The organism is Bacillus sp. KH172YL63, assembly GCF_011398925.1.
In the GTDB taxonomy this organism is placed as follows: domain Bacteria; phylum Bacillota; class Bacilli; order Bacillales; family Bacillaceae_B; genus Rossellomorea.
In genome coordinates, this window is record NZ_AP022842.1 from 2459716 (window position 1) to 2482379 (window position 22664).

General features: G+C 45.1%; 21 protein-coding genes, 1 riboswitch and 2 other annotated features. Of the genes, 3 read left to right on the top strand and 18 right to left on the bottom strand.

Features of this window, described 5'->3' with window-relative positions; genetic code table 11:
• Positions 1-3 precede the first annotated feature (3 nt).
• The 8 genes from KH172YL63_RS12520 to KH172YL63_RS12555 all read right to left on the bottom strand — a co-directional run bounded on the left by KH172YL63_RS12520 (position 4) and on the right by KH172YL63_RS12555 (position 7919).
• Positions 4-612 (bottom strand): phosphoribosylanthranilate isomerase, encoded by a 609-nt coding sequence (locus KH172YL63_RS12520; RefSeq protein ID WP_173106417.1) that lies wholly within the window; start codon positions 610-612, stop codon positions 4-6.
• The gene (gene trpC, locus KH172YL63_RS12525) at positions 609-1397 is read right to left on the bottom strand and encodes an indole-3-glycerol phosphate synthase TrpC (RefSeq protein ID WP_173106418.1); all 789 of its coding nucleotides are present in this window, start codon (positions 1395-1397) and stop codon (positions 609-611) included. Before trpC ends, KH172YL63_RS12520 begins: the two co-directional genes overlap by 4 nt.
• Positions 1398-2423 carry an anthranilate phosphoribosyltransferase gene (gene trpD, locus KH172YL63_RS12530; protein ID WP_173106419.1) on the bottom strand — a complete coding sequence of 342 codons (1026 nt, stop codon included), beginning with the start codon at positions 2421-2423 and terminating at the stop codon, positions 1398-1400.
• Complete coding sequence (locus KH172YL63_RS12535; protein WP_173106420.1) at positions 2395-3006, bottom strand: anthranilate synthase component II; 612 nt, start codon at positions 3004-3006, stop codon at positions 2395-2397. The genes trpD and KH172YL63_RS12535 overlap by 29 nt, the downstream gene beginning before the upstream one ends.
• On the bottom strand, positions 3003-4397 hold the full coding sequence (trpE, locus tag KH172YL63_RS12540; RefSeq protein WP_173106421.1) for an anthranilate synthase component I: 1395 nt from the start codon (positions 4395-4397) through the stop codon (positions 3003-3005). The genes KH172YL63_RS12535 and trpE overlap by 4 nt, the downstream gene beginning before the upstream one ends.
• Positions 4398-4468: 71 nt before the next feature.
• Positions 4469-4712, bottom strand: a binding site (T-box leader).
• Positions 4713-4804: 92 nt separating this feature from the next.
• Positions 4805-5051, bottom strand: a binding site (T-box leader).
• Between the two features lie 71 nt (positions 5052-5122).
• Positions 5123-5986, bottom strand: coding sequence for a GNAT family N-acetyltransferase (locus KH172YL63_RS12545; protein WP_173106422.1), 864 nt, complete (start codon positions 5984-5986; stop codon positions 5123-5125).
• A 234-nt stretch (positions 5987-6220) separates the two neighbouring features.
• Complete coding sequence (gene panF, locus KH172YL63_RS12550; RefSeq protein WP_173108163.1) at positions 6221-7651, bottom strand: sodium/pantothenate symporter; 1431 nt, start codon at positions 7649-7651, stop codon at positions 6221-6223.
• The gene (locus tag KH172YL63_RS12555) at positions 7644-7919 is read right to left on the bottom strand and encodes a YhdT family protein (RefSeq protein WP_442858730.1); all 276 of its coding nucleotides are present in this window, start codon (positions 7917-7919) and stop codon (positions 7644-7646) included. The genes panF and KH172YL63_RS12555 overlap by 8 nt, the downstream gene beginning before the upstream one ends.
• Positions 7920-8423: 504 nt before the next feature.
• Between KH172YL63_RS12555 and KH172YL63_RS12560 the strand changes: the two genes are divergently transcribed.
• On the top strand, positions 8424-9974 hold the full coding sequence (locus KH172YL63_RS12560; RefSeq protein WP_173106423.1) for a hypothetical protein: 1551 nt from the start codon (positions 8424-8426) through the stop codon (positions 9972-9974).
• Between the two features lie 83 nt (positions 9975-10057).
• Here the strand turns inward: KH172YL63_RS12560 and KH172YL63_RS12565 are convergent, their stop codons facing one another.
• Both KH172YL63_RS12565 and ku read right to left on the bottom strand, forming a co-directional pair.
• Positions 10058-10726 (bottom strand): phosphatase PAP2 family protein, encoded by a 669-nt coding sequence (locus KH172YL63_RS12565; RefSeq protein ID WP_232066013.1) that lies wholly within the window; start codon positions 10724-10726, stop codon positions 10058-10060.
• A 23-nt stretch (positions 10727-10749) separates the two neighbouring features.
• Positions 10750-11580 carry a non-homologous end joining protein Ku gene (gene ku, locus KH172YL63_RS12570; RefSeq protein ID WP_173106424.1) on the bottom strand — a complete coding sequence of 277 codons (831 nt, stop codon included), beginning with the start codon at positions 11578-11580 and terminating at the stop codon, positions 10750-10752.
• Between the two features lie 139 nt (positions 11581-11719).
• On the opposite strand from ku, the gene KH172YL63_RS12575 reads away from it, so the two are divergent.
• A complete protein-coding gene (locus tag KH172YL63_RS12575) occupies positions 11720-13552 on the top strand; it encodes a DNA ligase D (RefSeq protein ID WP_173106425.1) in 1833 nt (610 codons plus the stop codon).
• A 158-nt stretch (positions 13553-13710) separates the two neighbouring features.
• On the opposite strand, the gene dapF is transcribed toward KH172YL63_RS12575, so the two are convergent.
• Positions 13711-14706, bottom strand: a complete 996-nt coding sequence (gene dapF / locus KH172YL63_RS12580) for a diaminopimelate epimerase (protein WP_173106426.1) — start codon at positions 14704-14706, stop codon at positions 13711-13713.
• A gap of 182 nt (positions 14707-14888) precedes the next feature.
• Here dapF and KH172YL63_RS12585 point away from each other — a divergent pair, with 182 nt between their 5' ends.
• Positions 14889-15185 carry a hypothetical protein gene (locus KH172YL63_RS12585; protein WP_173106427.1) on the top strand — a complete coding sequence of 99 codons (297 nt, stop codon included), beginning with the start codon at positions 14889-14891 and terminating at the stop codon, positions 15183-15185.
• Positions 15186-15191: 6 nt separating this feature from the next.
• On the opposite strand, the gene KH172YL63_RS12590 is transcribed toward KH172YL63_RS12585, so the two are convergent.
• The 7 genes from KH172YL63_RS12590 to KH172YL63_RS12620 all read right to left on the bottom strand — a co-directional run bounded on the left by KH172YL63_RS12590 (position 15192) and on the right by KH172YL63_RS12620 (position 22656).
• Positions 15192-16439, bottom strand: a complete 1248-nt coding sequence (locus KH172YL63_RS12590; protein ID WP_173106428.1) for an EAL and HDOD domain-containing protein — start codon at positions 16437-16439, stop codon at positions 15192-15194.
• 374 nt (positions 16440-16813) lie between these two features.
• On the bottom strand, positions 16814-18103 hold the full coding sequence (locus tag KH172YL63_RS12595) for an NCS2 family permease (protein ID WP_173106429.1): 1290 nt from the start codon (positions 18101-18103) through the stop codon (positions 16814-16816).
• 255 nt (positions 18104-18358) lie between these two features.
• Complete coding sequence (gene ribH / locus KH172YL63_RS12600) at positions 18359-18829, bottom strand: 6,7-dimethyl-8-ribityllumazine synthase (RefSeq protein ID WP_173106430.1); 471 nt, start codon at positions 18827-18829, stop codon at positions 18359-18361.
• Positions 18830-18841: 12 nt separating this feature from the next.
• Complete coding sequence (locus KH172YL63_RS12605) at positions 18842-20035, bottom strand: bifunctional 3,4-dihydroxy-2-butanone-4-phosphate synthase/GTP cyclohydrolase II (RefSeq protein ID WP_173106431.1); 1194 nt, start codon at positions 20033-20035, stop codon at positions 18842-18844.
• A 16-nt stretch (positions 20036-20051) separates the two neighbouring features.
• Positions 20052-20708 carry a riboflavin synthase gene (gene ribE, locus KH172YL63_RS12610; RefSeq protein ID WP_173106432.1) on the bottom strand — a complete coding sequence of 219 codons (657 nt, stop codon included), beginning with the start codon at positions 20706-20708 and terminating at the stop codon, positions 20052-20054.
• Between the two features lie 15 nt (positions 20709-20723).
• Positions 20724-21809, bottom strand: a complete 1086-nt coding sequence (gene ribD / locus KH172YL63_RS12615; protein WP_269475151.1) for a bifunctional diaminohydroxyphosphoribosylaminopyrimidine deaminase/5-amino-6-(5-phosphoribosylamino)uracil reductase RibD — start codon at positions 21807-21809, stop codon at positions 20724-20726.
• Between the two features lie 173 nt (positions 21810-21982).
• Positions 21983-22126: riboswitch (FMN riboswitch) on the bottom strand.
• A gap of 200 nt (positions 22127-22326) precedes the next feature.
• A complete protein-coding gene (locus KH172YL63_RS12620) occupies positions 22327-22656 on the bottom strand; it encodes a four-helix bundle copper-binding protein (protein ID WP_173106433.1) in 330 nt (109 codons plus the stop codon).
• Positions 22657-22664 lie beyond the last annotated feature (8 nt).

Consider the following 22664-nt stretch of genomic DNA (forward strand, 5'->3'; position numbering starts at 1 on the left):
TTTTCATTTAACTGCCTTCACTTCTGAGATGAACGATCCTATCTTTAAAATATCCTTTTTCCCATCCGTCTCTACGCCGCTTGATACGTCCACCATATAGGGACGGACCTTCAGGATGGCTTCCCTGACATTGGCAGGATTCAATCCCCCTGCAAGGATCAATTGTTGCGGAAGGCGGGTGCCTTCCATGTAGTCCCAGTTAAACGTGGTTCCATTGCCCCCACGGTAGGGTCCCTTCCCACTGTCGACCAGGACCATTTCACTTTGATACTTTTCAATCCCGAAAAGATCCTGCTTTTCCTTTATGGAAACCGCCTTGAAATAAGGGATATCCAGACTTTCACAAAATGAGGGAGACTCGTCACCATGAAGCTGGACATAATCGAGATTCACTCGCTGAAATATCTCTTTCAAATTCTCCCGGGACTCATTCACAAAGACGCCGATTTTGATTAAGTGGGAGGGAAGTGCAGCACAAATCTCTGCAGCCTTTTCCACCTCGATCTTCCGTTTGCTAGGCGCAAACACAAACCCCAGGGCATCCGCCCCCGCATCCACTGCAAAGTGCGCTTCTGCCTCCCTTGTGATGCCACAAATCTTGACCTTCGTCATCGTGTCACGTCTTTTCTTACCTGCAGGGATGCAAGGGTTTCTGCAGTGTTTTCACTTCTCATCAATGTCTCCCCTACAAGCACGCCGCTTGCTCCTGCATTGATTGCCTGCTGGCAGTCTTCCGGATTTTTGATTCCACTTTCACTGATCAGGACAACGTCCCGCCCCTGGATCATAGCTCCGAGTTTTTCAGTAATCCCAAGATCCACCTCAAAGGTTTTCAGGTTCCGGTTATTGATCCCGATGATCGACGCCCCGACGTTTAATGCTTCCTTCATTTCTTCTTCATCATGAACCTCCACCAGCACTTCGAGTCCCCGTGACGTCGCATATTGATATAATTCTTTCAATCTATGTGATGATAATGCCGCTACGATTAACAGGATGACATTCGCTCCTGCATCAGAGGCACGATCAATCTGGATTTCATCGATGATAAAGTCTTTACAAAGAATCGGTATCGATACCTCACGCCGTACGTATGCAAGATCCTCCATCTTCCCCTTGAAAAAAGGTGTATCGGTCAGGACAGAAACAGCGCATGCTCCTGCTTTCTCATACATACGAGCTTGTGCCACCGGGTCGACGTCTGTACGGATATCCCCTTTCGATGGTGACGCCCGTTTCATTTCAGCGATCACCTGCAGTGATGTAGCCGATCGTAAAGATTCATATAATGAACCGGATGCGTTTCCTTTCAAATGATAGGCTTCAAATCCGTGTTGTTTTAATGTGTTCACTTCTTCTTTCTTTTTTTCGATGATTGTATCTAATATCGTAGACAATCAGATCACCTGCTTTCGTCTTTGTTGGCTGTAATTCACAAGTGCATCCAGTGCAGCAGCAGCAGAGCCGCTCTTGATGCTTTCCCTGGCAAGCTTTACACCTTCTGCAATGGTGGATGCTTTTCCGTGTGCGAATAATGCAATGCCTGCATTGAACAGGACCGTATCGGTGTGGGCACCTTCCTTCCCCTTAAGCACATCTTTCAAAATGCCGGCGTTTTCCCGTGCCTCTCCACCCCGGATATCTTCCATCGGGTAAGCTGGCAGACCGACGTCCTCGCCTGATAAGGTGAAAGAAGAGATGTGTCCATTATCCAAGAGAACAAGATGATTTTCACCGGCGAGGGAAGCTTCATCCATGTAGTTGGCCCCGTTCAGCACGATTGCCCGCTTTCTTCCCAGTTCATGAAGCACTTGTGCCATCGTTTCTAATTTATCCCGTTTATAGACACCGACGAGCTGGGTTTCCAATTTCACAGGGTTCGTTAGTGGTCCGATCAGATTAAAGATGGTCGGGATCTTCAATTCCCTTCGAACTTTCATGATTTTCTTCAGACCCGCGTGAACGTGGGGTGCATATAAAAAGGCGATATTGGTTTCTTCGAGGAGATTTCCCACTTCCTCCGCCCCGAAATCCAGGGAAACGCCCAGATGCTCCAACACATCTGCACTACCAGTTTTACTGGAGATGCTTCTATTTCCATGCTTCGCGACTTTCACCCCTGCCCCGGCGAGGACGAATGCGCTTGTCGTACTGATGTTGAAGCTCTGAGAGCCGTCTCCGCCGGTCCCGCAGTTATCGAGTACACCAGCGACTGTGCTTTTGATCGGAAGTGCATTCTCCCTCAACACTTCTACAAGGGCCGTCATTTCCTCAACGGTTTCACCTTTTGTTTTTAATAACGTCAGGAAACAGGCGATCTGACTTTCTGTTGTTTCATCCAGGAATAATGCCTGAACGGCTCTTCTCATCTCTTCTCTCTCCAGCGAACGCCCTTCAGATAATGCTTGCAGATAGGTTTTCACGGATATTCCCCTTTCTCGTCTCGGCTAAAAAGTTTTGAATGATTTTCTTCCCTGTTACCGTCCCGATTGATTCAGGATGAAATTGGACCCCGAATAGGGGAAACTTCATATGTTTCAAAGCCATGATTTCTCCGTCATCCATTGAATGGGCAACTGCCTCTAAAGGCGGCGGCAGCGTTCCTTTCTTGATCACCAGTGAGTGATACCTCATCACTTCAAGGGGTTGGGAAAGGTATTGAAAGACTCCGTTGCCGTCGTGCTTAATGAGGGATGTTTTCCCGTGCATGACGTTCCCGGCAATTTCAATCGTTGCCCCAAAAGCTGCCCCGATCGCCTGATGACCCAAACATACGCCGAGAATCGGCACACTAGCGTGAAGATTCTGGATAATAGAAGTGCAAATACCCGCATTTTCCGGTTTACCTGGCCCCGGTGAAAGGATGATCGCTGAAGGATTCATTTCCTTCACTTCCTCCAGTGAAATCGCATCATTCCGACGGACGGTGACCTCTTCCCCGAGTTCTTCGATATATTGATACAAGTTATACGTAAAAGAATCATAGTTATCTATGAGTAAAATCATCCTCTTACCTCCAATAAAGATTTTGCTTTATTCAATGTTTCTTCATACTCACTTTCAGGGTTGGAATCATATACAATCCCTGCTCCTGCCTGGACATTGGCCACTCCGTCCTTTAAGACCATCGTCCTGATCGCCAGTGCGAAATCGAGATTGCCATTTACCCCGATATATCCTACAGCACCGGAATAAACGCCCCGCTTTACGCTCTCCAGCTCATTGATGATCTGCATCGCCCTGATCTTCGGCGCGCCGCTGACCGTCCCTGCCGGCAGACAGCTTGTTAATGCTTCAAGGGGGGTGACTTCTTCCTTCAGCTTTCCTTTTACCTCAGACACGATGTGCATGACGTATTTATACCTCTCGATGGTTAAGTACTTTGATAAATAAATGGAGCCGATCTCACAGATCCTGCCAAGGTCATTTCTCCCTAAGTCAACGAGCATCCGGTGTTCGGCGATCTCCTTCTCATCAGCGAGCAATTCATTCTCAAGCTCGCGATCTTCCGCTGCCGTTTTCCCCCTCGGTCTCGTTCCTGCAATCGGGTTCGTCGTAATCTCGTCGCCCTGGACTTTCAGCAAACTTTCCGGGGAAGCTCCCAAAACAATATAGTCTTCAAAATCGATGAAGAACATATAGGGAGATGGGTTGGATTTACGTAAGCTCCGATAAAAGGAAAACGGATCTCCTGTAAAGGACGCCTGCAATCTTTGAGAGAGAACCACTTGGAAGATTTCACCTTCTTTAATGGATTGCTTCGCCCTTTCCACCTTTTCCATGAACTGATGTTTCGTTGTCTGCTGGTCAAATGAAAGTTTCTCCAGCTTCTCTTTATGAGTGTGCAGATAGACATCTGTCAATTCTGCCTCGATTTCCAACACTCTTTCTTCAAGATCGCCGCAACCCTCACCGGTCCAATCGTCCATGACGACGATAAATACTTTATGTTCCAAATGATCGAAGACGATCACCTTTTCATAAAACATCAGATGAATATCCGGCATTTCCAATTCATCATGAGGCGTCCTGCCTATATCCTCATATTGCCTGATCACATCATATCCAAGATATCCGATTCCCCCTCCTGCAAATGGAAACGGGGCATCGTGCATTTGTTCTTTCGGGATCAGGTTTTGAATCATGTCGATCGGATTCCCCACCTGCTCTTCAACTTGGCCTGAAGAAGTCTTTTTGAACTGCACGGTATTTCCGTAAGCCCTGCATTCTAGAAAAGGATCGCTTCCTACAAAGGAATACCGGCCTGATTGTTCATGTTTCAGTGAGCTCTCAAGAAGGAATTTCTTCTTTCCCTTCAATGACTGATAAAGAGATATTGGCGTATACATATCCCCATTCATTTCTTTCACAATATAGTTCAATTTCATCTGTTTCATCTTGTGTTTGCCTCCAGTTCGCTAATAAAAAATCAATAAAAAAAGTCCCCTATGAACATAGAATGCTGTTCATAGAGGACGATGCTGACCGCGGTGCCACCTCTGGTTGGGATATGTCGATATATCCCCTCTTCAAGTACAGGGTTTGTCACCCGATACTCTATCCCTGTAACGTGGGAAATCCGTACAATCCTACTCTGTTTCAGATCATCTCTCATAAGTCCATTCCAGACAAGCTATCATGTTAAGGTCTCACTATCCTTAACTCCCTGTGATGCATCACTTGAATGTACTCCTCTTATTCAACGATTTATTTCTATGAAATTATGTTTCACACACATTTATTGTTTGATGAAATCCCCTGGGATAATCAATAAAAAAAGGGCATCCCGATCCATTTACATCATGTAAAGGACGAGATACCCGTGGTGCCACCTTTGTTGACTGCCGCTGCAGTCCACTCAATCGTATCGAAGCAAAAAGCTTGAATACGCGTCTTTTGTAACGATAAGACATTCGCCAAAGCCTACTCCATTTTGTTTCGGTTTGGAAGCTCGGAAGTCCATTCGCTGACATCGCCCAAACCAGTTCTCACCAACCACTGGCTCTCTAAAAGTGTCGATTTCAGTTACTACTCTTCGTCAAAGCTGTTCGCTCATTTAATTAATTGTTTATTATACTAATAGCTTTTCTTTAAAGTGTCAACCACTTTCCCATAAATTTTATCATTTTTCTTTCAAGGCAAGCATCATAGAATCACAAACCGGTTTATAGCCGATCTCCATGTAGATTTTATTCGATGTTGGGTTTTCAAGGTCGGTATAGAGCGTGCAGAAGGAATGCTCCTTCAACAAAAGACGGCTCAGATCAGCCACGACTGATGATGCATACCCTTTTTTCCTGTATTCAGGAGGGGTATAGACAAAATTAACTGTAATGCCGTTCTCGGTCTTCCTCGCTCCCCGTGCCATCGAAACAGGCCTGCCGTCCACTTCCCATAAACATACATACTTTTCATTCTCAATCATATCCCGTGCTCTATCAAGAGCCTCTTCCTGAGAAAGGGGCAAACCCCCCGTCCTGTCAACAAAATCCATGATCCAACGGGCAAGGAGGGCTTCGTGCCCTTTCCCGGCAGAGACCATCTTCCCGTCACTCATCGGGATATCATTTACTTCCTCGAGCTTATATACACGCTGATTCATTTTCACATCATAGCTGCTGCCGGTGAGTTTGCACCAGCAATCGGCAAGTTGAAGGGTCGTCTCCTTTTCACCGAGGAAGCCGGGAAAAACAATGCCTTCATTTTCACAAAATCGATGTAACTCTGTAATAATTTCCTGAATGTCCTCTTTTTTCACCTGAAGTGTACTCACAAGATAATGGGGAGGCGTCATGATGAACGTACCGACCACGTCGCCTCTCACATCCTGAACTGAAAGCAACAGTCTTTCCTTATATTTATCGCTTGTTAAGATTGTATTCAGCAAGCCCAATGGCAAATTATTTGCGGCTTCCTGTTCCATCAGTTTCCCATGTACTGCTGCATGAAATTCATGAACATCCCTATATTGTTTTAATATATACATTCCATCACCCCATCCCAGAATTCGACATTTATCCAGGAAAATCCTCCTTTTTACGAATGCACTCAGTTGGTGCTGTGCTTTTCAATTAGAATTTACTGAAAATGACCTGACAATCTTCAGGTGGCCCCTGTCCGGGAAATCAAAAAATCCGAATGGACCCGACCTTCACTCAAGAATGTCGAAACTTCATTCGGATTTTTCATTAACCGCGAGTATGCTTTTCACGGTGATCAGCTATATGCCCGTTCTCTTTTGGGTGAGCAGAGAGACAAAGATATACATAAAGAAAGAAATCATGATCGGGAACACGACCGTATGCATATCCAGGTAGTTCGGGGCGAAGCTGTGGAATAATATATAAGCGATCAATCCGGATAACATGGAGGATAGCGCCCCATATCTGTTCCCCTTTTCCCAATATAACCCCAATACGATCGGCCATATGAAGACAGCCTCAAGACCCCCGAAGGAAAATAAATTCAGCCAGATAATCAATTCAGGCGGACTCAACGCCATCAGAAAGACAAGGGCACCGGTTATGCTTGTCACCCAGAAACTGATGGTTTTGATTTGTTTTTCCTCTGCATCTTGATTGATGAAGTTCATATACACGTCTTTTACGATGGCAGATGATACGATCAGGAGCAGTGAATCCACTGTCGACATAATCGCTGCCATCGGTGCAGCAAGCACCAGGCCGGCAAGCCATGGTGGAAGCACCTCTAATGCAAGAAGCGGCATGACTTTGTCGGCGACTTCTATTCCAGGTACAACCACTCTTGCAAGCACGCCGATCAAATGCATGCCAAGCATGATTGAACCGACCACGATCGTGCCGATAATCAAAGCTCTGTGAAGCGACCTTGAGTTTTTATAGCTCATTGCCCGCACTGCCACCTGTGGAAGTCCAACGACCCCAACGCCAACCAATATCCAAAAAGATGAAATATATCTTGCGCTCAATTCACCGTTCGGACCATAGGGGCTGACCAAATTGGGATTTTCCGCCTGCAGTTCGATCATGATCTTCTCCATGCCGCCGCCTGCGATGATTGTGGCGATCAGGAGGATGATCGTCCCACCGAGCATCACTACCCCCTGAACCGCATCGGTAATCGCCACCGCGCGGAATCCACCTATCACAACATACACAAGGACCGATACGGCAAATAGGAACAGGGCCGTCTCATAGCTGAGGCCTGTCAAAGACTCAATCAGCCTCGCACCCCCTACCCACTGTGCGATCATCGCTGAAAACAGGAAAATGATGATGCTGACGGCAGACAAAATGGTGATTTTATTGCTGCGATATCGACCCTGTAGGTAGTCGATCAGTGTGACGGCTTTGTACTTTCTAGACATGATGGCAAACTTTTTACCGAGTATGAGCAGAACGAAGTACCCTGTAACCACCTGACTCATGGCTAAGAGCACCCAGGAAAGTCCATATGTATATGCAGCACCGGGACCTCCGATGAAGCTGCTCGCACTCCCGTACGTCGCAATCATCGTCATGGCCAGAATAAAGCCCCCCAATTGGCGGCTTCCCAAGAAATATTCCTGAACAAATGAATCTGATTTCCTTACATTTCTTGCTGTATATATCCCGACAATAAAAATAAAAATTAAGAAAAGAAATAATGGGATCAATGCCGTATTATTCACTTTCATCCTCCCCCTCATCAAACGGGATATCAGTAAGGAGGAACTTAACCACGAAGATCACCAACAATACCATCACAATAAACCCTATGATACAGCTGTAAAAAAACCATGCAGGCATCCCGAGGATCCAGTCGTAGTCTGAAACCGACCGCCCTCCCAATCCGAAGGCAAATCCATACCACCATAAAAAATTGATGAGAACGAGTGCAATTCCGATTAAAGCTTCATGATTGGCAATCCGAAACCGTCTATCGTCTTGATGATTCAATAGTCTGTACTCCTTCCGTATTTAAAACTCCTTAAACAATTTACGACAGAAGGAAGTGAAATGCAATAAAAACCGCCGGAAATGGTGGTGTTCTAGTGATGGTGAATAAGATGAGCACTAAGAATGGGTTTGATTTCCGTACAGAACTTCCCTTCCACCGAATGACGGTGGGTGCAAAAGCATCCCTTGTTTAATATTCAACAATGTTTTCATACACAGCTTACTTTGCAAAACAAAAAAATAGACCCCGGCTTTTGGCCAGGGTCTATCTTCTATTTCTAATAAAGGGGGTTTTTCATGAACCATTCTCTCTATTGAAAGAGGGGGAAACTCTTTTGTATCATTGAGAATGATTTTCAATATCATTGTAATATCCATTGAGTTGAATGTCAATATAAAAAATAAATTAAATAAAGGAAAAATATGGTGTTTCGTTCATGGAATTGTGGTAAAATTCTAAATTGTAACTCACAACAGACAGACATATACAAAGGGGGAAGAAAAGTGAGAGCAAAATTAAAAACATTCGGCGTGCCGCTTCTGTTCATTCTTGCATTTGTTGGTGCCCTGTTTTTCCAACAACTTCAACAGGTGAAAGAACAGCCGCACCCTGACTGGAGCAGATCCATCCCATTCGATTTCACATCGGAAGAACGGCCGCTTGCCTTTAACGGTGAAGAAGGACTCTTCCTTGCGAGCAAAGGATCGGTGACCGGGTTCACCTTCAACGAAGCAATGGAAGTGACCAACGAAAAGACCATTGATACGAGTGTCACAAGAGGGAAACCATTCTGGACAGATGGAAATAAAGTCATCCAAATGAAGGATGATCAACTTATTTCCACGGAAAATGGTAAAACGAACGTGTTGGCTGAACAAGTGACAGGGATCAGTACGGCCTCGGACAGTGTGTATTATTGGAACATGGATACATTATTTATGTTGAATCCCACAGATACAGCAGCAAAGGAAATCCATCGTTTCACGGAAGAAATACTGGATGTTTACATAGGAAAAGAAGGTCATGCCATTGTGCAAGTGAGGCAGGATGACACGCATGCACAACTGTACTATCTGGATGCTGCGGAAGGAATCACGGGGAATCCTTTAGCGGTCGTCGATACTGCAACGAACCATCATATGAAGGGCTTATCCTTCATGGTAAAAAACGATCAGTTGACGATCCTGTATAACGATGAGATGCGTACTCAAGGTACTCTCTCCTATAAAATCATGAAGCTTCAAACTGCGATGGATTCCATTGGAGACTCTTTGTTAAAACCTGAGCCCGTTGAATTCACAAACGAAGTATCGAGCTACAAGCTCCAAAGTCCAAGATCGGTTCAATTCACATCCCTTAATGGAGAAGACTACATTCTCTTTACGTCTGAAAGCCACAGGGTCGGAGACGACAATGCGGTCAGCTTGTATGCAGCTCCATTTGAGAATGCCAGCAACTTCAATGCTGCACCGATCGGTACGACAAAGCATTTTACTTATTCACCTGTTCAAATATCAGAGCAAAGCATTGCCTGGCTTGATTATGGCGGAGATTATTATGAGTTGTTCGGTGCATCACAAAATGAACAAGTGATCGCAAACAGTGTTGAATGGACGAAGCGGAGTGTCAAGGAAGCGGTCAATGATACGGTACTCATGTTGTTCAGCAGTCTGATCACCGTTCTCGTATCCTTCTACTGGGTTCTTCCTTCCCTCTTTGTTTTAATACTGCTTTACATGTTCAAGCCTAATGTGTTTGAAAAGGAAGGGATCATCTGGGTCGAATATGCATCGATCATCCTGTTTATGGCGATGCCATTTACGTTCATCGGTAAAGCAATGGGGGATTTCTTCTATTTTGCAGCGCCCGATTACCTTACTTTCTCAGGGAGTGAGTATGTATTACTGCTTCTCATCAGTGTGCTCGCTGCCCTTCTCTGGAAATGGGGAAGAGACCGTGACTGGGGATCGTTTGGAGGTGCCTTCTACTTCATGGGCATCTACATCCTCCTTTATGTGACCTTAATCGGACCATATGTATTTAATTTATTTTAAACCTACTAACTGTGTATAAATATATGCAAAAAAATCCGAACGAATCCATCTAGATATTGGAGTCGTTCGGATTTTCGTTTTTACTATTCTTCTTCCCTCCAGCGCTTCCGCTTGTAGAAATACATGTAAATGGTAATGCATAACGTGAGCCATGCCCCGCCTGCTGTAAAGCCGCCAAGAATATCACTCGGGTAGTGGACACCAAGGTACACACGGCTGAGGCCGATCAACAGGACCAGCAAGATGACCGCCACTACGCTCGCCCATTTATTTCGTTTTCTGTCAAACGCCCGGAACATGATGAATGCGAGTGAACCGTAAAAGATGAACGAGCTCATGGAGTGTCCGCTCGGAAAGCTGTATCCCCCTTGTTCAATCAACGCTTCAATGTCTGGTCGTTCCCGTTTGAAGATCCATTTTAACAGCCAATTAAAACCTGCACCTGTCAAAATGGTGACGCCCACAAAAAGTGCCAGGGGAAATTTCCTCATGAACAGCAGGATGATGACGACGATGCAAGCGAGCAGTGTAATCCCCTGAACCCCTCCAAGGAATGTGATCGAGGTCATGAATGAGGTGAGCTTCGGTGAAATCGTCCCTCTGACGACATCAAAGACCCCATTATCAAACTGAGCGATTTCATTTTCTTTCCATTCTTCTACTATCGTTACGAATCCCCATGTAAATACACTCAGGCATAACAGGGATATGGCTACAAATGCCCCTTGCTTGATATGTTTCTCCTCCAACACAGGTCACTCTCTCCTTATCCAGATTATTGCGCTTTTTTCTTTGAAGCCGTCTTCTTTTTTGTTTGTTTTTTTGCTTTCTTCGGCTTCGATGAATCGATTGAGGCTTGCAGTGCAGCCATTAAATCGGTCACATTTTCTTTCGGCTCTTTTTCTTTCGAGATGACGACCTTCTCACCGGTCTGCTTGGATTCAATCAATTGACTTAACCGCTCCCGGTAATGATCCTTATAGTTTTCAGGCTCGAATTCGGTCGTCAGCTGTTCAATGAGCATCTTGGCTGTATCCAGTTCCTTTTTACTGATATCATCTTCTTCAGGCACGTTTGGTACATCCCCGGTGCCTCTCACTTCATCGGGATAATGGATCGTTTCCATGACGAGCGTCTGCTCATACACACGCACGATCGACAGCTGCTCTTTGGACCGCATGGTGATTTTGGCAATCCCAACTTTTCCAGATTCCTGAAGAGCCTTCCTTAAAAGGGAATACGCCTTCTTTCCCCCATCGTTCGGAGAAATGAAGTAACTTCTATCATAGAAAATCGGATCGATTTCCTCCATTTTGATAAAGTCTACGATTTCGACCGCTTTTTCACCGTCGGCATCCTTGATTTCCTTCAGCTCTTCTTCATCCAATACGACGAACTTTCCTTTAGCCACTTCATATCCTTTTACGATATCTTCGAGAGCCAGCTCTTTTTCACAAGCCGGACAGACTTTCTCGTATTTAATCGGTGTATGACACTTCTTGTGAAGAGATCGAAGCTTAATGTCCCGATCTTCTGTGGCAGAGTGGAGCTTGATCGGAATGTTTACCAGTCCGAAACTGATCGAGCCTTTCCAAATTGTATGCATATCTACTAATACCCTCCTTTTCATAAACTAATCCTTTCATATTAGGATTCTGTTCCGAATCAGTGTTCATTCCCTCAAACATATGGAAATATTTCTAGCTCCTATGGTCACACTAAATGAAAAGATTCCAGGTGATCAAATGAAGCCCATGCTCCCTACTTTATATGACGAACTGCCGACTGAAGATGGCTGGTATTATGAGGTCAAATATGATGGATTCAGGGGAATACTTTCCGTGCTCTCACCTCAACATATCCGTTTGCAAAGCCGGAATGATAAAGAGCTATTGCCCCTCTTCCCGGAAATCGAACAGCAGGTCCTGTCACTGCTCGAAGAAAACAACATCTCCCTCCCTTTCATCCTTGATGGGGAAATCGTCATTTTACGCTCCCCCCACAGCAGTGAATTTTCCGAGCTGCAGGTGCGGGGTCGGATGAGGAATGAACAACGTATCAAAGAAGCATCTGAAAGAAGGCCCGCTGCATTTCTTGCCTTCGATTTACTGCAGTGGGGGGATACGGTCGTCAGCGGGTTGAATTATCAAAAAAGAAAAGAAAAATTAAAAGAACTGTTCACGCGTATGAAATGTCCTTTAGAACCTGCACCATGGCAGTCGGAAGTCCTCCAGATGGTCCCCGCCTTCAAGGACCATCGTCATTTATTTGAGGTTGTCCAAGCAGAAGAAGGAGAAGGCATCGTGGCGAAGAAAAACCAAAGCAAATGGGAAGAAGGAAAACGCAGCACGAATTGGATCAAGTATAAAAACTGGAAAACATGCCGTTGCTTCATTACTTCCTTCGATGAAAACAACAACTACTTTTTCATCGCCGTTTATGACAGGGACAACATTGTTTCAATTGGATCGTTCCATTTCGGGCTATCACCAGAAGAAAAGCGGATATTAAAAGAATCCATTCGTAAAAACAGCTCCAGTAAAAAGCACTCCCAATATTTCATTGAACCTTCGATCACTGTGGAATTGAAGTACTTGCATATGTATGAAGGGCAGCTCAGGGAGCCCCATTTCAATCAGTTCTTGTTCAACACTTCCCCTGATACGTGTACGATGGGGCAGTTTCAGCTGGATGAAGCGTCCCTCCCTCCGGGCGTTGACATCACCCATCCTGATAAGGACCTGTATCGGGACGTTTCTTTCACGAAGCTTGATTACATCCGATATTTAAGGAAGATGTCGGTGGTCATCCTTCCATTGATCAAAGAGCGGCCTTTGACTTGCATACGCTATCCCCATGGAGTTTTCGGGGAATCCTTTTACCAGAAAAACACGTCGGACTATGCCCCCTCATTTGTCACTACCAGCAATGTGGACGGCATTGATTATATATTGTGCAATAATCTTCAAACGCTGTTATGGCTCGGAAACCAGTTGGCTTTGGAACTCCATGTACCTTTTCAGAAATACAAAGAAGGGACCGTCAGCGAGATCGTCTTTGACCTGGATCCGCCAGACAGGAAGCAGTTTTCCCTCGCAGTAAAGGCAGCAAAGGTCCTGAAAGGTTTATTTGATCAGTTGAACCTGCACAGCTTTGTCAAAACGTCAGGTAACAAAGGGCTTCAAGTATATATTCCGATCCCTGCCGGTTACAGCTGGGACGATACGTCACGTTTCACTGAATTCATTGCCCGCTATCTTGTATCCAATTTCCCCGATGATTTCACGATTGAGCGGTTAAAGAAAAACAGAAAAGGAAGATTATATGTTGATTATATTCAACACGGAGAAGGAAAGACCATCATTGCCCCTTATTCCTTAAGGGGCAATGATGATGGACTGGTCGCCACTCCCCTTTTCTGGCATGAAGTGAACGATACACTTCACCCGGAGCGTTTCACACCAGAGGTTGTACTGCGCCGCTTCCAACAGTGGGGCTGTCCATTCCGGCATTTCGAATCGGTGAAAGGCCGGCAGCCATTTGATAAAGTGATGAAGTTTTTGAAAGAGGAAGGTTAAACAAACGGGGATCGCAAATAAAAAATCCGAACGAGTATTGGAATAAACTCGTTCGGATTTCTAGCATTGCCGTTTCATTCATCAGAAAATCAGAAACTGCCCGCTTTTTCGCCAATGAAAGGAACGGGACAAAGTGATGTGCCCTCCACTTTCACTTATTAAGCTGTCATGAACACTTTTTGATCCACGATTGATTTTGCATGGTTCTGCAGAAGTTCATATGCTGCTTCTTCGCTGAATTCCTGTCTCGAAACTTCCAGGTAGCTTTCAGGATGGGTGATGGACAGTTCGATTTCAGCTTGATACAGGTACGTCGCATTTCCGATCAATTCCATACTGTATGTCTCTTCGTTTGACCGGTTCACGACCACCCGGACCTTTCCTCCGTTATTATACACTTCGATTCCTTCACCGAAATCATTGTGCCCAAGGAGGCAGGTAACCAGACTTGAAGCTGACATCGCTGTTCCGCATGCGTTGGTGAAACCGACTCCCCGTTCGAACGTACGTACATAGATGGACCCCTTTTCCAAAGGATGAACAAAGCTTACATTCACTCCGTCCGGAAACAGATTATTCGGTCCGTTCACGGTCTCTGAGATTGTCTTTTGCTCATTAGACAGAATATGCTCTGTATTGACGATGCTGATCAGGTGTGGATTCGGTACGGCAAGTGCTGAAAATGTCAAAGCATCTGAAATTTCCGGGATGCTTTCATCGATCAGCTTCTCTTTGTCCATGTTCATTGGCAAAGCATTCAGATTAAATAAAACCGGAGAAATTTCCACATTATAAGTCGGGATGTTTTCAAAGATTGCTTCCTGTTGTGAAACCTTTAGATCAGCTTTCATCGTCTGGATAACAATCGACTCCTTTTCCAGGAGTTCACATACATAACGTCCGACACAGCGGAGGCCATTTCCGCACATGGATGCTTCTGATCCGTCTGCATTGAAAACCCTCATTTGCGCGTCGCAGCGCTCACTATTCAACACAAACAAAATTCCGTCGGCACCAAGTCCTGTTTTCCGGTCACAAAGCGCAAGAGCAAGGTTTTGTCTTGCTTCTTCTGTAAAGTCGTATCCATGGCTCATTTCATCAATCAATAAAAAGTCATTACCAGAGCCATGACATTTAATCAGATTCAAGTTCATCGTGAATCCCTCCACGCTAATTTACTAGTAAGCTATTCGTAATAGTCTAAGCTTGCCACAAACAAGCTCTTTTCGCAATCCCGCGCCCCCCCATTTTGTGAAGAATACCGGACAATTACATTGTGAGTCCAAATCATTTGAATTTCCCTCTGCGTTGCGCCACAATGATGGTGGTGATGAATATGAATGATCAATACCATTTCCGCTTTCAAGTGAAAAAGGTGGAAGTAACGAATGATGAACACCAATCAAGGGTAGTCACAGTACTGGCACAAATCCGCAACGAAAAAAAAGACCTCATCCACGAAGGTCTTTTTCGGGTTAGATTTAATTCAATCGGCATATATCCTTTCCCTGCAGATGTCGCGCGGCAAATTTCTGTAAAATCATTACAGCGTCTTTTGCTCGTTGAATTAAAAAGGTACATCAAACCACAAAGGAAGTTTCTGGATCCGGGTGAATATAGATCTGTGTGGTGAATGACGCTATCTCTTTTCGGATATTTCCTGGGTCAGAAGCTCTTCTGTCCATTTGCAGGCAATTTGATAACTTTCCATGACGTCCCATTTCCGCAGCTTCAATCGAGACATCTTCGTATCCATGGCCGTCCAATCCGCTTTCTCAATGGCCTTCACAAGATCAAGGATTTCTTTCAGCTCACCGGGCGCACCAGTCAATGCAGCACAGATGTCATCATACAAAGGCAATTCATTTAGAATTTTTTCTATCGGCATCGACAGTATGGTGTCCATCAGTGAGAACATGCCTGTCAGGAAATAACTTGACTTCATGGATGAAAGATTTCGTTTCTCCGCCAGTAACTCACACATTTTCGCACGCATCAAACATAACGTAATCACTTCATTTTCAAGCTGTTTTCTTTTTCCAACCTGTTCCCTGACCGCCAGAATGTAAATCCATCGCTTGATTTCCACCAGGCCAAGCAGGACAATCGCCTGACGGATCGAATGAATCTTATGTTTAGGACGATAGGCAGGTGAGTTGATCAGTTTCAGAAGTTTATATGATAGTGAAAGATCCTGTTCGATCATTTGACTGATCATCTCGATATTCGGTTCGGTCATTTCAAGACCCTGAATGATCGAGTAGTAGGAGTGAAAATAGGTTGGCACATCATGAGTGGCGATGATTTTAGGTTTACTGAAGAAGTAGCCTTGAAAGAAATGATATCCCTTGGCCTTAGCTTCTTCATATTGAGCAACGGTTTCCACCTTTTCTGCCAATAGTTTATATCCAAGTACATGGGATAGTACTTCTATCCCTCCCCGATCGTCCTCACATGTATTCATGAAATCCACTTTCACATAGTCTGCCACTTTCATTAATTCCCGGCAATGAGGATTGCTGTCATTGAAAACGAAATCGTCCAGCGCGATTTTATATCCAAGCTCTTTCAATTCCTGGCACACCTTCACCACTTCAGGATCGGGAATCACACTTTCAAGTATCTCGACAACAATCTCCCGGGGGTTGAAATAGGTGGGAACCCTGAGTTTCAAAAGATTTTCGGTGAAATTAATAAAGCATGGTCTTCCTGATGATAAGCTATCAAGACCGATGTTCAAATAACTATTAATAATCACATCCGCGGTTGCCTGATCACCGTCAATATTCGGAAACATATTCATATCATTGTTCCGATAAAGCAGTTCATACGCTATCGTGTCTCCATTACGATCAAATATCGGCTGCCTGGCTACAAATACTTCCATTTACCCCACCCCTGCTAATTCACATATCTATTCATTGTTTACTAGTATAATAGAATCAGATTTACCCTTATAGTAACAAGAAATATGTGGAAAGTCCACGGAATTTGACGGCTCCTCCCTCCGTTCAACAACAGGTATTAACTCCCATAACAATCAGTTAATCGTACGCCTGCTTCTTTGCCGGAAGCGTTTGGACGGATGTTGCCTCTTTAAAGAGTGTGGGATGCTCTCGCTTTCCTAAGACTTTGCCAAAGACTCATCTTTATCGATTATGCTGATTTCCGTGATGATCAATCAACGACAAAAAGACCCAGGCGCGTATGACCATCAACGAAAGATGGGCGAAAACTGCATCTGGGTCTATTTTCACGACATCAATGAATCGAATGAACGACAAAGTTCATTAGGAACAGAGCTGCAATGATATATAGAGGAATGGATACTTCCCTTGCCTTACCGGTAGCCAGTTTCAAAACCGGGTACAAAATAAAGCCGATGGCGATTCCGTCAGCAATGCTGTACGTGAACGGAATCATCGCGATGATGAAAATGGCCGGAAACGCCTCTGTCATATCACGAAGATCCATATGCCGGATGTTTTGGATCATCAAACCGCCGATGATGATAAGAATCGGTGCGATTGCATGGTCCGGAATCCACTTTAAATACGGGATGAACAACACAGAACCTAAAAATAACACGCCGGTAGTCAAGCTGGTCAAGCCGGTACGGCCCCCTGCTGTCATCGCTGCCGCACTTTCAACCGTTGAAACGGTAGGACTCGTTCCGAAGAACCCTGAAGTGAAAGCAGAAAACGCATTTGCTTGAAACGCTCTGGGATATTTATGAGGCTGGTCCACCATGTCCGTATGACCGTGAATGAGACCGATGTTTTCGAATACCAATACCATCGTGACTGAAAATACCGCAATCCAGAACGGGATTTCCAAAATGCCATTAAAGGATATTTGACCGAAAACCTGACTGTATTCACTCCAATGGAATGAGCCCGACTGAATGGACGGCTCGATCCCGAAGATGAATCCAAGCGCTGTACCGATGGCGATACTCCATAAAAATTGCCCTTTTACATTGCGGATAAAAAGGAAAATCGTCACAAGGAACGTCAGCACTGTGGCTAACACCTTTAATTCCCCGAAGTCACCAATCATGATGATGGCACTGTCCCCTCTTTGGATGAGACCGCCTTTTTCAAGACCGATGAACATCAAGAACATCCCTAAACCAACAGTGATTGCTTCTTTCAATGTTTTAGGAATGGCTTCCGATAATACTTTTGAAAGCTTTGTAAATGCAATGATCATAAAGAGTATCCCGGATATCACGATAACGGCTAAAGCTTCCTGCCATGATAAACCTGAAGACTTTACCAGGGTAAAGGTGAACATGGCATTAATACCCATTCCCGGAACCAGCAGAATTGGTGCATTCGCCCAAAGGGCCATCACCAAACACCCAACGAAAGAAGCAAGAATGGTCGCAAGGACCGCTCCTTCAAATGGGATACCAGCTTCAGAAAGAATTAATGCATTCACCGCAATGATGTATACAATCGTAAAGTAACCGACTGTCCCCGCCATTAGCTCCTGTTTCATCGTGGTACCGTGGTCTTTTAATTGAAAAATACTTCCACGTGATTTCATCTATAATCTTCCTATAAAACTGCCCTCTCCCTACCCGCTCCTCCAATGAAGGGGAGCCACAAGATATTATTTTAGCAAAAGGTCAGACGTTTAACAATAAGTATTTTTCTTTCATTCATATGTAATCCCGGTAAACGTTCAGGCAATCAAACACTTAAATTTGCAAAGGTGTATTACCAAAACGTTTTATCTCAGTACATAAAAATCCGGGCGGGTTCACCCGAACCGCCCGGATCGTTCATCCTGCTATTTTGATCATTTTTCGATTTCGCGGATGAGGTTGGCCATTTCTATTGCAGACACAGCCGCTTCCCAGCCTTTATTCCCCGCTTTAGTGCCTGCCCTTTCAATCGCCTGTTCGATGGTATCCGTTGTCAAGACTCCGAAGATGACAGGGATGTCTTCCTGCATCCCGAGGTTGGCTACGCCCTTGGCAACCTCACCGCTGACATATTCAAAGTGAGCTGTCGCACCACGGATGACCGTCCCCAGTGTGATCACTGCATCATATTTCCCGGAGCGGGCAAGCTTCTTGGCGATCATCGGAATTTCAAATGCACCAGGCACCCATGTGACCGACACGTCTCCTTCATCCACGCCGTGTCGCTTCAAAGCATCTTCCGCACCGCCGAGCAGCTTTGATGTGATGAATTCATTGAAGCGTGATACGACGATTGCTACCCGTAATCCTGAACCTACTAAATTGCCTTCATAAATTGTTTTCATTTTCTTCTCCTCCTAAAATTTAAGTATGTGACCCAATTTCGTGTGTTTTGTTCTTAAGTATTTTTCATTTTCAAATTTCGACGGAAGCTGGATCGGTACCCGGTCTACAATTTCTAAACCGTATCCGCTGATGCCCGCGATCTTCCTTGGATTGTTCGTAAGTAGACGCATCTTACTGACACCCAGATCGCTCAGTATCTGGGCCCCTATTCCGTACTCCCTTAAATCATCACCGAAGCCGAGCTTTTCATTCGCCTCCACTGTGTCATACCCCTGCTCCTGGAGCTTGTAGGCCTTCAGTTTGTTGATGAGACCGATCCCGCGGCCTTCCTGCCTCATATATAGCAGGATTCCTTTCCCTTCCTCTTCAATCTGGGCAAGAGCAGTGGCGAGCTGCGGTCCACAGTCACAGCGATTTGAGCCGAACACATCCCCAGTCAGACATTCGGAATGGACCCGGACAAGCACTTCTTCTCCCTCAGACAAGTCACCCTTCACAAGGGCGATATGCTCTTTGCCGGTTAAATCCTCTGTATATGCGACCGCTTTAAAGTGACCGAATTCAGTCGGAAGCTCAATCTCCACTTCCCTTGTGACGAGTTTCTCTTTCTTCCTTCTGTACCTGATAAGGTCTTCAATAGAAATGAGTTTCAAATCCCACTTTTCAGCAAGTTTCATCAGCTCAGGAACCCTTGCCATCGTGCCGTCCTCGTTCATGATTTCACAAATCACACCTGCAGGCTCTGCACCTGAGAGAACCGCCAAATCGATGGCAGCTTCTGTATGTCCTGCCCTTTTTAATACCCCGCCTTTTTTGGCCACAAGGGGAAATACATGCCCTGGCCGTTTGAAATCCTCTGGTATAGATGCGGGATTCAACAATTCCGTGATCGTGGCAGCACGCTCAAATGCACTGATCCCGGTCGTTGCCGATTTGTGGTCGACAGAAATGGTGAAGGCCGTCCCGTGTGGATCGGTATTTGACATGGTCATCGGGGAAAGTTTTAACCTTTGGGCGAGATCCTCTGTAATAGGCGCGCAAATCAATCCCCTTCCCTCTTTCGCCATGAAATTGATGACCTCCGGAGTCGCTCTGTCTGCAAGGGCGATAAAATCTCCCTCGTTTTCACGATTTTCATCATCCACGACGATAACAACTTTCCCGGCCTGTAAATCTTCCAGTGCTTCTTCGATTTTATTGAACATAGGGAAACCCCTCCTCTTAGTCAGCGAAACCGTTTTGAGATAAAAAATCATAGCTGATGCTGTTTGACGCACGTTTAGATTCCTCTTTCGCCTCGTAGAAACGATGAAAATATTTAGCCATGACGTCACATTCTATATTGACGGCATCACCTATTTTCTTCCGGCCGAGCACAGTGTCCCCCCTCGTTTGGGGGATCAGTGAAATCGTGATCCGGTCAGGTTTGACCCCAAATACGGTCAATGACGTTCCATCAATGGCGACAGATCCTTTCATGATAAACAGATGACTTTGATTTTCAGGTATTGAAATATCCATATACCATGCATTTTCAACTTCCTGTATACCCAGAATCGTACCGATTCCATCAACATGGCCATTGACAAAATGCCCACCAAAACGTCCGTCTGCAGCCATCGCCCGTTCAAGATTCACTTTTGAACCCCTCGCCAGGTTCCGGAGTGTTGTCCCCTCGAACGTTTCAGGCATCACGTCCACATTGAATTGAGTGTTAGTGAATGATGTAACGGTTAAACAAACCCCGTTCACACTGATACTATCGCCAATATGGACATCTTCGAGGATTTTACTGGCTGCAATCGTCAGCTGCATGGAGGAAGATGATTTCTTCATATGTTGGATCGAACCTATTTCTTCAATGATTCCTGTAAACATCCTTTTCATCCTCACTTAACTTTTTGGTATTGCGACAATTTTCATATCATCTCCTACTCGTTCAAAGGCTTTAATGTCCATTTCCAGTCCTTCTGCCATCGTAGGAAACCCTTTGCCTCCAAAGCTCGCAGGTGCAGATCTTCCTCCAACAAGTTTTGGTGACATGTACACAATCAATTCCTGAAAAGCCCTTGATTCCAAAAAGCTCGAATGAACGGTCGCTCCTCCCTCTACATAGAGAGACATGATCTTTCTGTCACCTAATTCTTTCAACAAATTAGGGATTTGGATCCTTTCGGTTGGAAGGGAGAGAATTTCACAGCCCCGTTCTGCATATGGCCGTTTCTCTTCTTCCTTCACAGAATTGCCGGTAATGATAAGGGTGGTGCTTTCTAAATCCTCCACGACATGAGAGTGGAGAGGTGTGCGTAAAAATGTGTCTAAAATGATTCGAATGGGGTTTTTTCCACCTTGGGGCAAACGGGTGGTAAGGTGTGGGTTATCTTGAATGACCGTATTGACTCCTACTAATATCGCGTCATGCCGGTGACGATCATAGTGGACATCTGTTCGTGACGTTTCTGAAGTGATCCATTTACTGTCTCCAGAAGAGGAAGCTGTTTTACCGTCTAAAGTGACTGCTGTCTTCAGCGTGACATAAGGTGTTCCTGATTGGATAAAATGAAAAAAATGTTTATTGAGGGCAAGCGCCTCTTCTTCCATTTCACCTACAATCACCTCGATGCCGGCTTCACGTAGCTGCCTGATCCCCTGGCCACTGACCAGTGGATTGGGATCGGTACTTGCTATATGGACCCGCTTCACTCCACTGGAAATCAGGAGCGATGAACATGGTGGCGTTTTCCCGTAATGGGAGCATGGTTCAAGCGTGACATACACGTCGCTTCCCTTCGCTTTTTCCCCTGCAGCTCTGATTGCATGAACTTCTGCGTGACCTTCACCAGCTTTGAGATGTGCGCCCATCCCGACAATTTCCCCATTTTTCACAACAACCGCTCCTACTGCGGGGTTTGGTGATGTTTGACCTATGGTAGACTCGGCCAAGGTGAGTGCAAGCTTCATATAGTGGGAATGATTCAATATTCGGACTCCTTTCCTCTTAATGAGTGGTTCAATATACGAAAAAACCCCAAGTAACGTTTCTACTTGGGGAAGTTGGCATGACTAAATAGAGTATTCTTGATGCGCGTTTTAAAAATACAGGATCTTCCACTAGAAAAAAATGGACTCCTAACGTGCCAAAAAGAATACTGCCGTTCCTTCTCCCATCCAGACTTTCACTGTCGGCTTTGGAGTTTCACCAAATCCACCGTCTAACGCATATTAGACGGGTCACGGACTAAGAGCATGCGCTCATCACCGCCGGTAGGGAATTTCACCCTGCCCCGAAGGAAACCTATTCGATTATTGTTATTCTATCATAGTTTTTTGAAAGATAGCATGTTCTTTGCTCCAAAATTTGCGATATTTTTTGATTTTTCCTACAAAAGGAGGAGTTTTCAGCTAATACCAACCAATATACGGTTTCCAATAGGGAAAAAGGATGCATCTAATTACGGAAGCACCCTTTTTTTCATTAAGATTATATAAAAATACATCATCCCCGTGAGGCAATGAGCTGCCTGCATTCTTCTGCACAGTCAAAGCAAGCACTGGCACAATCCATGCAGTGCTGATGATCATGGGTATTGCACTCTGCAGCGCATGCTTCGCAGATTTCAGCGCAAAGGGTGACCATCTGTTTCACAAATTTGCTGCTGCGCTGCATGGCGCTTAGCGTCATTGAACAAATTTCCCCGCATTCCCTGTCAAGCTCAATACAGGCCATCATCGGTTTTTCCTCTTTGAGACATGCATGAAAACAGACATTGCACGCTTCCATGCAGCGTTGCAGTGCAGCGATGCATGATTTGTATTCAGCGTTCATCCTTTCAC